Here is a 13,674-nt window from a genome sequence, read left to right as displayed (position 1 = left end):
TTTCAAGCAGAGTCTCAGGACAGCTTGGCAGCGGTGCCGATGTCGTCGGCGTGTACGATGGTTCCCGGCTGGCCAACGCTGTGCAATGCGATTGCATCGCCGCGCTGTCTGGCATATACAAATAGTATATACAAGGAGCTGTTGTCATGCCTCAACACCGCCATTCAACAACCCCGCCGAAAGAGGCAAAGCTGTTTCGTAACAATCGCAGCCAGGCGGTGCGCATCCCTGTCGAGTTCGAACTTCCCGGCGAAAAGGTCTTGATCAGCCGTGAAGGCGACCGCCTGATCATCGAGCCGGTCCGCAAGCCTGGCCTCACCGCACTGCTCGCGCAATGGGCGAAAGAGCCACCGCCCGGTGTCGAGGAAGACTTTCCCGATGTCGAGGATATGCCTGTCAAATCCGAGGAAGTTTTTTGATGCGGTTCATGCTGGACACGAACATTGTCAGCGACATGATCCGAGATCCGGCCGGGAAAGCCGCAAGCGCTGTCCTGCGCGTGGGAGACGCCGCCGTGTGTACCAGCATCGTGGTCGCGTCGGAACTGCGATATGGCTGCGTCAGGAACAGATCGGCCAAGTTGCACAAGAAGGTCGAGGAATTGCTGGCTGAGATTCCCGTCTTGCCGCTCGATGTGCCAGTGGATGCCGAGTACGGCGCGATTCGCGCAGAACTGGAAGGCAGGGGCCAGACCATCGGCCAAAACGACCTTTTTATTGCTGCTCACGCCCGTGCGCTGGGAACTACCCTGGTGACGGCCAACACCGGGGAGTTCAACCGGATCAAAGGCCTGAAGGTCGAGAACTGGCTGGTGTAGCGCCTGATAGATGATCAAGCAGCCGGAAAAAGCTTCCAGCGCCGCGGCCGAAAAGCCACGCGACTTTTCTGCGCCGCAGGATGGTCGACGGGCAATTCGATCTCGACCCGCTGGCGCTCGCCGCCGATTTCGAGTTCTACCCTTCGGGTGCCGGCGACGCGGCGGCTGGCGGCGACCGTGCCGGCGATGCAGCCGTTGCATTCTTCCACCAGATCGACGTCGTGCGGGCGGAAGAACAGCGTCGCTTCGCCTTGCGGTGCGTGCGGCGCGGAAAGCCCGATCGGCCGGTCGGCGATCCAGACCTGGCCGTCCTCGACCTTGACCGGAATCGAGCTCGATTCGCCGATGAAGCCGTAGACGAAGGGCGAGTTCGGCGTGTCGTAGATCTCGTCGGCGGTGCCGACCTGCTCGATGCGGCCCTGGCTCATCACCACGACGCGGTCGGCAAGCTCCAGCGCCTCTTCCTGGTCATGGGTGACGAAGACGGTCGTGTGGCCGGTGGCGTCGTGGATGTCGCGCAGCCAGCGGCGCAGTTCGCGGCGCACCTGGGCATCGAGCGCGCCGAACGGCTCGTCGAGCAAAAGCACCGCCGGTTCGATCGCCATGGCGCGGGCCAGCGCCACGCGCTGGCGCTGGCCGCCCGAAAGCTGTGCCGGATAGCGTTTTTCCAGACCGGAGAGCTGAACGAGGTTGAGGAGTTCCGAGGCGCGGCGGCGGATTTCCTTCGCCGACGGGCGCGACGGCCCGTGCCGGACCTTGAGTCCGAAGCCGATATTGTCGGCGACCGTCATATGGCGAAACAGCGCGTAGTGCTGGAAGACGAAGCCGACATTGCGCTCCTGGATCGACTTTTGCGAGGCATCCTCTTCGCCGAAGAAGATCTTTCCGCGGGTCGGCCGCTCCAATCCGGCAATCAGCCTGAGCAGCGTCGTCTTGCCGGAACCGGACGGTCCCAGCAGAGCGATCAGTTCTCCCGACTTGATGTCGAGCGAAACGTCGCGGAGGGCCGGAAACCGCTCAAACTCCTTGCGCACGTTGGCAACGCGAACTTCCATGCAAATCCCTTTTGTAGTTGATGCATGTCGTTATCCCAAAACCGGTTCCCACTTTTGGGCGACATGCATTTTGTCAGTGTCCGCGCGTCGCGGCGATCTCGGCGCCGTAGCGCATCTCGAGAAGTGTTTTCAAGACCAGCGTGACGAGCGCCAGGCCGGCAAGCAGCGAAGCGACGGCAAAGGCGGCGGCGGCATTGTACTCGTTATAAAGGATTTCGACATGCAGCGGCATGGTGTTGGTCAGCCCGCGTATGTGGCCCGAAACGACCGAGACCGCGCCGAACTCACCCATGGCGCGGGCATTGCACAACAGCACGCCGTAGAGCAATCCCCATTTGACGTTGGGCAACGTCACGTACCAGAACGCCTGCCAGCCATTGGCCCCGAGCGACAGGGCCGCCTCCTCGTCGCCATTGCCCTGCTCCTGCATCAGCGGGATCAACTCGCGGGCGACGAAGGGGAAGGTGACGAAGATCGTGGCCAGCACGATGCCCGGCACCGCAAACAGGATGACGATGCCATGCGCCTTGAGCCAGGCGCCGAGCAGGCCTTGCGCGCCGAACAAGAGCACGTAGACAAGCCCCGAAATGACCGGCGAGACGGAAAAGGGCAGGTCGATCAGCGTGGTCAGGAACGCCTTGCCCTTGAATTCGAACTTGGCGATGGCCCAGGCGGCGGAAATGCCGAAGACGATGTTGAGCGGCACCGAGATCGCCGCGACCAGAAGCGTCAGGCGGATCGCCGAGCGCGTATCCGGTTCGCCTAGCGCCTGTGTGTAGGCCTCGATGCCCTTGGCGAAAGCTTCCTTGAAGACGATGATCAGCGGCAAGAGCAGGAAGATGGCAAGGAACGCAAACGTTACGGCCATCAGCACGGTTCTCGCCGTGCGGCTTTCGGTCACCGCCGGCGACTGGCTTTCATGGTGCGGCGCGTAGGATTTGATCTCCGGGTCAGCCATAGCGCTTGCGGCTCCAGGTCTGCACCAGGTTGATGACCAGCAGCATGACGAAGGACAGCGCCAGCATGATCGCCGCGATCGCGGTCGCCGCCGCGTAATTATATTCCTCCAGCCGGATGACGATCAGAAGCGGTGCGATTTCGGATTTATAGGGCAGATTGCCGGCGATGAAGATGACGGAACCGTACTCGCCGACGCCGCGCGCGAAGGCCAGCGCGAAGCCGGTGACGATGGCCGGCGCCAGTCCGGGAAGCAGAACGCGGCTGATGATCTGGAAGCGATTGGCGCCGAGCGTGGCGGCCACTTCCTCTACCTCCTTGTCGATCTCCTCCATGATCGGCTGCACGGTTCGTACGACAAAGGGCAGGCCGATGAAGATCAGCGCAATTACGATGCCAAGCGGCGTGTAGGCGATCTTGATGCCGAGCGGTGTCAGAAGGCTTCCGATCCAGCCGTTCGGTGCGTAGAGCGTGGTCAGCGCAATGCCGGCGACCGCTGTCGGCAGCGCGAAGGGCAGGTCGACCATGGCATCGACGATGCGGCGGCCGGGAAAGCTGTAGCGCACCAGTACCCACGCGACGATCGTGCCGAAGACGACGTTGACAGCGGCGGCAATGAAGGCGGTGCCGAAGCTGATCTCAAGCGCGTTGATGGTGCGGCGGTCGGTGACGATCGCCCAGAAGTCGGTCCAGCCGAGCGCCGCCGAGCGCCAGATCAGCCCGGACAGGGGAATGAGGATGATGAGGGTGAGGTAGGCAAGCGAGAAGCCGAGCGTCAACCCGAAACCCGGAATGACGCTCGGCTGCCTGAATCGCCACCCCGCCTTGGCGGGTGCTGTGGTCATGTCGTCCTGATCTAAATGCTACTGGGCCGGCTTGTAGATCTGGTCGAATATACCACCATCGCCGAAATGATAAGGCTGTGCCTTCTTCCAGCCGCCAAAAAGCGGGTCGTCGATGGTGATCAGCTTGATCTCAGGCAGCTTGGCCAAGTCCTCCGCCGGCACCAGGTCGGGCTTCGAAGGGCGATAATGGTTCTTGGCGATGAGCGTCTGGCCTTCCTTGGAATAGAGATAGCTCAGATAGGCTTCGGCAACTTTGCGTGTGCCTTTGGCGTCGACATTGGCGTCGACCACGGCGACCGGCGGCTCGGCCAGGATCGAGGTCGGCGGGTAGACGATATCGAAATTGTCGGCGCCGAACTCATCGAGCGCCAGATAGGCCTCGTTTTCCCAGGCGAGCAGCACGTCGCCCAGCCCTTTTTGCGCGAAGGTCACGGTGGCGCCGCGCGCACCGGTGTCGAGAACCGGGACATGCGCATAGAGATTGCCGACGAATTCCTTGGTCTTGGCCTCGTCGCCGCCATCCTTGGAGCTGGCATAGGCCCAGGCGGCGAGGTAGTTCCAGCGCGCGCCACCGGAGGTCTTGGGATTCGGCGTGATCACTTGGACGTCGTCCTTGACCAGATCGCCCCAGTCATGGATGCCCTTGGGGTTTCCCTTGCGGACGAGAAAGATGATGGTCGAGGTGTAGGGCGCCGAATTGTTTTCGAATTTCGTCCGCCAGTCTGGATTGATCTTCTTCGCTTTCGAAACGATGGCGTTGATATCGCCTTCGAGCGCCAGCGTCACCACGTCGGCGTCGAGGCCGTCGATCACGGCGCGAGCCTGCGCGCCGGATCCGCCATGTGACTGCTGGACGGTGACCGTCTCGCCTGTCTCTGCCTTCCAGTGGGCAATGAAGGCCTCATCGAATTGCTTATAGAGCTCACGCGTCGGATCATAGGACACGTTGAGAATGGTGGTGTCGGCAAACGCGAAACCGAGCGTGCCGAACTGGACGGATGTGGCGACCAGTGCGCCGAGCAGTTTCCTGAAATGAGGTTTGGTCATTTCCGCCTCCGTTGAACTCGCGCCAAATCTACCGAATTGATAGAATTTAGATGCAATCAATGTTGCCTTTTTTGGCTCATTGAAGCAATTTTTCGCCTGGTTTCGGCGATGCGAGGAACTATTTTCCCGCATGGACCATGATCGCGCTCCCGACGCGATTAACTAGAGACGGCCAGCTCTTCGGCAATGGCTGCGTCTCGTCTGAACGAGGTTTCGGCAGCTTATTCGCCGGTAACGGGAAAGTTGAAGCGCTCTCTTGGAAACGGCTCGTTTTCCAGCGTGAAGTGCCACCATTCGCGTGGGTAATTCTTGAAGCCGCCGGCGCGCATCGCCTCGAAAAGTCTTTTGCGGTTAGCCGCGGCTTCATCGTCTATCGCTCGGTGAGCCGTTTCGCTCGCCGGATCGAAACAGTCGAAACCGGTGCCGAAATCGAGCGTGTCGGCATCGGTCGCGCCGCAGGCCGGTTTCGGAGCGCTCGTGCGGCCGGCCTGTTCTTTATGGTTGACCCGGGCGATCGCGACATCGACCGTCGATCCGCGCGAATGGGTGGACAGTTCGCCGATATAACCCTTGGCGATGAGATCCTTGCGCTTGACCTTTGGATACCATTGCGGGTCCGGTGGCCCGCCCGTTTTTGTCCATTCACTCATGTCGGAGACAGCCCGCGCAGGGCGGTAGCAGTCGAACACGACCAGCGTCAGCCCTTCGGCAGCAATCGCTTTCTGCACTGCCGAAAGCGCTTGCGCCGCTTGCCTGGTGAGGACGCATACCGGCGCATCGTAGCCGCTTACCTTGCGATGCAGGAAATTTTCGAGGCCGGCATAGCGGATATCCTGCCGGATACTGGGATCGATGTCGGCCAGCCGAACAAAGCCGGCGGGGAGGGTGTCAGCAAAGGCCGAGGAAATACCGGCGGCCGAAAGCAAGGCGTAAACCCCACTCCCTTGAATCACCTGCCGGAATCTATTCAAGGGAAATTTTCACTCGACAAAAACCTTTACGCTGGCCGCGCGTCCCGCCGCGTCGATCACGGTCAGGGTCGAATAGCCGGCGCCGTCCGGCTGCCAGGTCGCGGTGCGCCGCCGGTCGATGCCGACCAGCGGCTTGCCGTTGGCCAGCCAGCGGAATGGTGCGCGGCCGCCCTGCAGCTTGAGAACCAGCGGCGAGGCATCGGCCGAGGAAGTGCCGAGATCGACGCGGGCGCCGTCTGGCGGAAAGATGATGGTTGGCGCAGGTTCGGTCGGCGTCGCCTGCACCAGCCCATCGGTGCCGGCGCCGAAGCGCGTCAGCGTCACCGGCAGCTCCTCGCGTTTGGGACGCCGGACGCCGGACGGCTGGCTTGGCAGTGGTACGGCGGCCAGGCCGGAACGGACAAAGCCTTCGAACAGGATGGGCGCCGCCGAGATGTAGCCGGACAGGCCGGGCACCGCGCCGGCGTCGGGGCGGCCGACCCATACGCCGAGCACATAGCGGCCGTCAAAGCCGACCGACCAGGCGTCGCGATAGCCGTAGGAGGTGCCGGTCTTGTAAGCGATGCCGCGTTGGGCGGCACCCTGAGGCGGCTTGACGCCTGACAGGATGTCGGTGATCTGCCAGGTCGCCTGTCCGTCGAGGATGGTGGTGGTCGAGCGTTCGGCATTCGCCGGCTCGGTGCCGTCACGCAGCGTGTGTGCCTTGCCGCCATTGGCAAGGCCGGCATAGAGCTGAACCAGGTCGCGCAGTGTCATCCCGACGCCACCGAGGCCGATTGCCAGGCCAGGCGCCTCGTTGACGGGCAGTACAGGGGTCACATCGGCCTGGCGAAAGCGCGCCATCAGCCGGGCCGGGCCGACCGCGTCGAGCACGCGGATCGCCGGAACGTTGAGCGACAATTGCAGCGCCTGCCTGATGCTGACATCGCCCTGATAGCCCATGTCGAAGTTCTTCGGCCGGTAGCCGGAGAAATCGGCTGGGCTGTCCTCGATCAGCATCTCCTGCGCCACCAGGCCTTGTTCGAAGGCGAGGCCGTAGATGAACGGCTTCAGCGTCGAGCCAGGCGAGCGGACGACTTTGGTCATGTCGATCCAGCCCGAACGGGTAGCATCGAAGAAATCGGCGGAGCCGACCTCGCCAAGGATATCGCCGGTGCGGGCATCGGCCAGCACCATGGCCACCGAGAGGCGAGGGCCGAGCCTGGCGGCTGCATCTTTCGCCACCTGCTCCAGCCCTTCCTGGACGCTCTTGCGGATCGTCAGTTGCAGCTTCTGGCCGGGGATGGCCTTGGGCAGCATTGCATAGGCCGCATGGGCAGCGAGCGCCGGCAAGGTGCGCCGCAGCCCCGACACATCGTCGAGCCCGGCACGCGCGGCCTCACGTTCGCCGAGCAGGCCTGCCGAGACCATGCGGGTCAGCACCCTGTCGCGGGCAGCGTGGGCAATCTCGAGATTGCGATCAGGGCGTCGCTTTTCCGGCAATTGCGGCAAGGCGACGAGCAGGGCGGCCTCCGAGACCGTCAGCCGTTTCGGCTCCTTGCCGAAATAGGCGAGCGAAGCGGCGCGCACACCTTCGAGATTGCCGCCATAGGGCGCCAGGGTCAGATAGCGTTCGAGGATCTCGCGCTTGGAAAGCCGCCGTTCGATTTGCAGGGCGCGCAGCATCTGCTTGATCTTCGAGCCGAGGCTGCGGCTGTCGCGTGGTTCGATCAGGCGGGCGAGCTGCATCGAGAGCGTCGAACCGCCGGAGACGATATGGCCGCTGGTCGCGACCTGGCCGGCGGCACGCGCCAGTGCCAGCACGTCGATGCCTTGGTGACCCCAGAAACGCTTGTCCTCATAGGTGACGAGCATGTCGACGAACTGCTTGTCGACCTGGTCCAGGCTGGTAGCGAGACGCCAGTAGCCGTCCGGCGTGGCGAAGGCGCGCAGCAGTTGGCCGTCTCGGTCCTGCACCTCGGTCGAGACTGTCAAAGCAGCCGGCAGCGGCGGCGGAAATGAGCGGTCGAGCTGCCAGAGGGCGACGGCGGTGATTGCAGCGAGAGCGGCCAAGGAAATGCCCGTGATGGCCGCTCGGCGCAGGAATTTTCTGGAGAGCATGGCGCTGCCCCTCATCCGCCTGCCGGCGCCTTCTCCCCGTTTAGTGACGGGGAGAAGGAGGCTGTCGCGACCCTTGGCGCCTTTTCTGCGGTGTTAAAGTTCGGCGAAAACTTCGGCGCATGGCTCTTTCTCCCCGTCTCTATACGGGGAGAAATGCCCGGCAGGGCAATGAGAGGCAGCGCCATCGCCATATTCCTATCCGCCTTTTTTGCCTTACGGCGCCTTGACCTCCATCATGCCGGTGGCGGTGCGGGCCGAATATTGCGGCCGGTACATGTCCTCGATCGTTGCCGCCGGGTGGGCATAGGTGCCCGGCGTCACCGCGCGCACGACGTAGGCGAGCGTTATGTTGCGGTCGCCGTCGCCGTCGCTTGGATTGAACGCCGCGACGAAACGGTCGTCGCGGAATTCGAGATGGGCGGCATCGGTCTGCGCCAGCCAGGAGAAGTTCGTCAACTGAGCGCTGGAGACCAGGCCCGGATTGTCGATCTCGAAGCCGGCCGGCAACAGATCGGTGATCAGCAGCCGCGAAGGCCAGGTGTTCTGCTCGTAAACCTTGAGCACGACGACATAGCGTTCGTTCTGTTTGACCTCCGTCACGTTGGCCTCTGTGCCGTCGAGCTTGTAGTAGGTACGGCTGATGGTAAAGCCGTTGCCGCCGGCCGGGAGAGGCTGGATCGGCGAGGCCACAGTGGTGACGACCGCCCGCAGCGGATTTCTGCCGGTATTAACGATGGTCAGCGGACTGTCGGCCAGGTCGCCACCGGCGATCTGGTCCGAATAGCCGCCGGCATGCGGTGCGCCGTTGACGGTCAGCGCGATCGAATCATTGCCGGCCTTCAGCGCCCGGGCCGCCAGCAGCATCCAGGACTCGTCCTGTGTGCTGGTCCACCTGGCCTCGGCGCGTTCCCTGGTCACCAACTGGATCAGCGCCGGCACGATGGTCGGCACCGGCTTGCTTTCCGCGGCAAGCGCCAGGATTGCCGCGCCGTCACGCAGCGGCGAGCCATAGTCGGATCGGTAATAGTCATATTCGGGTGTCGACTTGGCCAGTTGCAGCGCGGCCTGGAAGGTTGCCTCCGAGCGCTGCGTGTCACCGTAGAGCGCGAGAGACGCCGCCAGCTGGGCGACGGCCATCGGGCTGGTAAAGGCCTCGAGCTGGGTGTCGGCATAATAACGCAGATCGCCGACCGAGGCCTTCTTGTTGCGGGCAAGCACATAGAGGGCGTAGGCGATCTCGCTGCCACGATCCTGGATGTCCTGATCGTAGCCGATCGCGTTCTGCAGATTGCTCAGCGCCTGGTTCATCGCCAAGGCCGGCACGTCGTACTTCTGCTCGCGCGCCCGGGTCAGGAAATCGGTGACATAGGCGTCGAGCCACAGATCGCCGGAACCCGGACCCCACAGGCCGAAGCTGCCGGCCGATGCCTGGTAGCTCAGCACCTTGTAGATGGCGTCCTGGACGCGGCCATGCAGATCGGGGTCGCTGGCCATGCCGATGCCGGAAGCCATGTCGTTGACGTAGAGAAGCGGCATGGCGCGGCTGGTGGTCTGTTCGGCGCAACCATAGGGATAGCGGCCGAGCGTCATCAGCAGCGACGGCACGTCGAAGGCAGCCGCCTGCGAAACGCCGACGCTGACCGAAGCGCCATCGAGCAGGCTTGCCGCCAGCAGTTCCTTGTCGACGCGCAGCGCGCCGCCATTGCCCTTGAGGTCGACGACCATGCGGGTGGTCACCGGCAGTTGCGCCGGGCGCACCGGCACATAGAGCGTCTGCTCGACGGCGGTGCCGTCGGCATGCGCAAGCCTGATGGTGATCGAGGCGTTGCCTGCGGTCTGTGCAATCAACGGCACGGTTAGTGTCTGCCGCTTGCCTTTGGCGAGCGTCAGCTTTTCAGGCAAGGCGGCATTGCCGGTTGACAGGTCGCCTGTCGTGTTGACGGTCAGCTTGTAGTCGCCTGCGGGGCCGTCGGTGTCGGCGACGTCGAGCCGCATGACGGCGGAATCGCCGGGCGCCAGGAAGCGCGGCAGGCCGGTGGTGATTACCACCGGATCACGCACGATGACGTCGGACTGGGAATGGCCGACCGCTTCCTTGGTCCAGGCGACGGCCATGACGCGCACGGTGCCGTTGAACTGCGGAATGTCGAAGTCGATCCGCGCCTTGCCGTCGGCGTCGAGCTGGACCGGGCCGGAGAAGAAGGCGACCAGCTTTTCGGTCGGCGGACTGCCTTGCGATTGCATGTTGGCACCGTCGCCGCCGGTGCGCAGCTTACCGGTTGTGCCCAGCGAGCCGTCGATCAGCCGGCCATAGATGTCGCGAACCTCGAGACCGAGCATTCGCTGCCCGAAGAACCAGTTCTCCGGATCCGGCACCTTGTAGTTGGTCAGGTTGAGGATGCCGACGTCGACGGCCGCGACCATGACATAGGCGTTGGTGCCGGGCTGTACGCCGGCAACGGCGACCGGGATCGACAGCTGCTGGCGCGGCATGGTCTTGTCCGGCGTCGCCAAGCTGACGGCAAGCTTCCGCGAGCCGGGATCGAGCTTCAGCCATTTGACGCCGATGGCGCGCGCCGGCATGCGTGTCTCTTGCGCATCGCCCGGCCTGAATAGCGTTGCCGTGACGTAGGCGCCGGCACCCCAGTCGTCGCCGACCGGGATGTCGACAGTGCTGCCGCCGGCCGGCACGCTGGCGGTGACGGTCTTCAGGAGCTTGTCGGCGCCGATGGTGACGAGCAGCTCGCCGGCAAAGTGCGGCGACACTTTGAGCTTGGCCACTTCACCCGCCGCATAGGTATCCTTGTCGAGGGCGATCTCGAGGCCGTCGGGCGTTTCGGTGGTGGTGGAACTGACATACCAGCCGGCGTCGAACTCATAGCTGGTGGCCGGGCCTTCCGGATCCGCTGTCTCGATCTCGAGCCGGTAGCGGCCCCAGTCGACCGGCAGCGACACCGTAGCCTCGCCATCGGCGCTCAGGTCGACCTGGCCGTTGGCCACCGCCTTGGTGAAGGTGACCGGCTCATAGTTCCAGGAGTTGCTCGAGCGATACCACTGGTAGCTGCGCTCGACCTTGACCAACGACCACTGTGCGCCCTTCAGCGCCTCACGCTTGCCGTCTGGGTCGACGGCGATCAGGCTGAACTTGGCCGTGCCGCCTTGCGGCACCTCGTCTCCGTCGAAATCCGGGCGGATGCCGATCATGTGGCCCTGCGGGCGGATGCCGATATTCAGCGAGCGCTCGACGGCACGGCCGCCGGTTTCACGCATCCTGACCGTGATCTTGGCATCGACCAGCTTGGTGGTGGATGGCAATTGGTCGACGGAGACCGGGAAGGTCGCCTTGCCGTCCTCGCCGACCACCGGCAGGCCGGTGAAGGGCGTCACTGTCGGTTCAGCCGACTGTTCGTCGGCGAGACCGAAGGAATAGCCTTTGAAGCGGTCCCAGTCGCGGGCGGTCGACAGCGTCAATTCGCCTTCGAGCGCGAGGCCCGCGGCCGGCGCGCCGTAGAGAAAGCGGCCGTCGACGGTAATGTTGGCGGTCTCGCCCTGGGCGATCTCCTGCTTGTCGGAGGACAGGTCGAACTCGATGCGGTCCGGTACGAAGTCCTCGACCAGCAACATCTGGCTGGCGACCGCCGCCTGCTTGGGATCGGTATGGATCGCCACCGTCCAGGTGCCGCGCATGGCGTTAGGTTCCAGCGGCAGGTCGACGGCGTAACCGCCGGCCGACGCGCCGTCGCTGACGATGCGGCGGTCCTCGACGCCGTCGGGCCGCGAGAAGACGAAGGTCAGCGGCAGGTTCTCGACCGCCCTGGCGGCACTATCGCGGGCAAGCGCCGCGACATGGACATCTTCGCCGGCGCGGTAGATGCCGCGCTCGGTCCAGGCATAGACGTCGAGCGCGCCAGGTGCCGGCCGTCCGGCGACGCCACGGTCGGACAGGTCGAAGCCGGCGCGGCCCATATCGAGGAAGACGAAATCGTCGTCGCCCTGTTTGGCCATCAGCACGGCCGGCGCCATGCCGCTGTCGCCGCGCGTCAGGCCGGGATTGAACACCGCCCGCCCTTCCGCGTCGGTGGTCGCGGTGCCGAGGATTTCATTGTTCCTGGCCAGCAGCGTCAGCTCGGCGCCGGCAATCGGCTTGGCGGTTGCGAGCGAACGCGCAAAGACGTTCAGTCCATCCTGTCCGGTATAGGTCGACAGGCCGATATCGGAGACGACGAACCATTGCGTGGCGTGCGAATCATAGTCGTCGCTGCGATCGTCGACGGCTTGTGCGGTCAGCACATAGACGCCGGGCTTGCGCTTCGGCAACGCCTCATCGATTGGGAAGGAGGTGGTGACTTCCTTGTTGAGGTCGTTGGCGATGTCGAGCTGGCCCTGCCAGACCGGCTCGCCCATCTGTTCGGAGATGTTCGAAATGTCGTAGCCGTCAAGCTGGCGCAGGAACTGGTACCCCGACAGAAGCTGGGCCAGCGAGCGGTCGCCGATGCGGAAGAGCTTCATTTCGGCGGCATTCATGTTGACGGTGACGACCGGTATGCCGCGGCGTGCGCCGGCGGGCAGCACGAAACTCTCGCCGGTGAAGCGGGCCGAAGGCGCGCGGTCCTGCACGTAGATCGACAGCACCACCGGTGCCGCGGTGACCTCGCCAATGGCGGCCGGCAGGCCGGCGCGGAAGGTCACGTCATAATGTTGGCCGTGCTCGAGCCCTTCGACGCAGATCTGCTTGTCCTTGGCTTCGACGGCCTTGGGAGCGGCGTTGTCGACAGTAACAAACTGCGAGTAGTCGACGCCGGTCTTGACCAGCCCCTCGGAGAACTGCGCGCAGATGCGTGGCGCGCTGGTGTCGGCATCGACGGTATGATCTATGACGCGGAAGCCCTTGCGGGCCTTGAGATCCTGGTAGGCGGCCCTGACTGCCGGCGAATTGACGAGAGCGAGGCTCGCCTCGTAGGCCTGCAGGGCCGGCCTGTAGAGATCGCGGCGATCAAGGCCGTCCCCGAGCAGCGCCAGCACGTCGGCGCGCGTCCTGGTGGTGCGCAGCAATTTGTAGGCATTGAAGGCGGCGGAAGTGGCGTTCGCCGGCAGCGTCGACGGCTCCGAACTGTTGGCAGTCGGATGAACGGCAAGCGTTTCGCGCGCCAGCTTGAGCCAGAGCTGGCCATCATCAGGCAACACCGAAACCGCCGCCTCGTATTTGTGCATCGCCGAGCGATGATCGCCCGTCAGCGCCGACTGTTCGGCGGCGGCCCTCAGCGCCGTCAGCCCCTCGGTCGGCTTGGTGTAGGTCGGGCCGGTGAGCTTGTTGCGGTATTGCTGGGCCTGGTCTGCCATCCAGTTGGGGAAGAAGGCGAGTTCGGGTGGCGCGCCGATGTCGGGATCGCCATCGATGTTGACGACCTTGCCGGCGACGGCGCCGCTGAAGGGTTTCAACGAATTGTAATCGGATTTAAGGAAGCACCATTTGGCCTTGAGGTTGTAGGTGAAGGCGCGGCAGGCCGGGTCACCGAGGCAGGTGGTCTTGCACTGGTCGAGGCTGACATTCTGGTCGGATCTGAGATCGAAACCAAAATAGTCGGAATTGTTCGACGTCACCACCCGCCGGGCTTCGGCCGCTTGCGCGACACCGCTCCAGGCAAGAAAGAGAAGGAAAAGAATCGATAGACCACGAGCCGCGCGCATTGCCATAAACCCCTCCAGACAAGTGCTGACGTCCAGAAATCTTCAAGCTTCAGTCGCGCTTGTCAACATCAGGACGCGGCAGGATCCGCCTGCCAACGGTTTGCTTTCCGGCCGATGACCGGTAGTAGCTCCATAGGACAGGGGATCACGCTTTCTTGCGGCGACGCAGAAGGTGTGAGTTCCAAGCCCTGTCT

9 protein-coding genes are annotated in these 13,674 nt (G+C 63.8%); 2 read left to right on the top strand and 7 right to left on the bottom strand.

The features are described from left to right. Nucleotides 1-146: 146 nt before the first annotated feature. Nucleotides 147-419 (top strand): antitoxin, encoded by a 273-nt coding sequence (locus NKJ35_RS02820; RefSeq protein ID WP_352644825.1) that lies wholly within the window; start codon nt 147-149, stop codon nt 417-419. After that, nucleotides 419-817 carry a type II toxin-antitoxin system VapC family toxin gene (locus NKJ35_RS02815; protein ID WP_352644824.1) on the top strand — a complete coding sequence of 133 codons (399 nt, stop codon included), beginning with the start codon at nt 419-421 and terminating at the stop codon, nt 815-817. Before NKJ35_RS02820 ends, NKJ35_RS02815 begins: the two co-directional genes overlap by 1 nt. 14 nt (nt 818-831) lie before the next feature. Here NKJ35_RS02815 and NKJ35_RS02810 read toward each other — a convergent pair whose 3' ends face one another. From NKJ35_RS02810 to NKJ35_RS02780, 7 genes are all read right to left on the bottom strand, one after another. Continuing rightward, nucleotides 832-1,872 (bottom strand): sulfate/molybdate ABC transporter ATP-binding protein, encoded by a 1,041-nt coding sequence (locus NKJ35_RS02810; RefSeq protein WP_254819067.1) that lies wholly within the window; start codon nt 1,870-1,872, stop codon nt 832-834. 73 nt (nt 1,873-1,945) lie between these two features. Beyond that, nucleotides 1,946-2,830 carry a sulfate ABC transporter permease subunit CysW gene (gene cysW / locus NKJ35_RS02805; protein WP_254819066.1) on the bottom strand — a complete coding sequence of 295 codons (885 nt, stop codon included), beginning with the start codon at nt 2,828-2,830 and terminating at the stop codon, nt 1,946-1,948. Further along, nucleotides 2,823-3,674: a sulfate ABC transporter permease subunit CysT gene (gene cysT, locus NKJ35_RS02800; RefSeq protein WP_352644821.1), complete on the bottom strand. Its 852-nt coding sequence runs from the start codon at nt 3,672-3,674 to the stop codon at nt 2,823-2,825. Before cysT ends, cysW begins: the two co-directional genes overlap by 8 nt. An 18-nt stretch (nt 3,675-3,692) precedes the next feature. Next, on the bottom strand, nt 3,693-4,721 hold the full coding sequence (locus tag NKJ35_RS02795) for a sulfate ABC transporter substrate-binding protein (protein WP_352505538.1): 1,029 nt from the start codon (nt 4,719-4,721) through the stop codon (nt 3,693-3,695). Between the two features lie 221 nt (nt 4,722-4,942). Then, the gene (locus tag NKJ35_RS02790) at nt 4,943-5,647 is read right to left on the bottom strand and encodes a M15 family metallopeptidase (protein ID WP_352644819.1); all 705 of its coding nucleotides are present in this window, start codon (nt 5,645-5,647) and stop codon (nt 4,943-4,945) included. Nucleotides 5,648-5,701: 54 nt separating this feature from the next. Further along, on the bottom strand, nt 5,702-7,792 hold the full coding sequence (pbpC, locus tag NKJ35_RS02785) for a penicillin-binding protein 1C (protein ID WP_352644817.1): 2,091 nt from the start codon (nt 7,790-7,792) through the stop codon (nt 5,702-5,704). Between the two features lie 213 nt (nt 7,793-8,005). Then, the gene (locus tag NKJ35_RS02780; protein WP_352644815.1) at nt 8,006-13,486 is read right to left on the bottom strand and encodes an alpha-2-macroglobulin family protein; all 5,481 of its coding nucleotides are present in this window, start codon (nt 13,484-13,486) and stop codon (nt 8,006-8,008) included. Nucleotides 13,487-13,674: the final 188 nt, after the last annotated feature.

The organism is Mesorhizobium sp. M0136 (genome assembly GCF_040322515.1).
Classification (GTDB): Bacteria; Pseudomonadota; Alphaproteobacteria; order Rhizobiales; family Rhizobiaceae; genus Mesorhizobium.
The sequence above is the reverse complement of the archived record's forward strand: the minus strand, read 5'-3'. Positions and strand labels throughout refer to the sequence as shown.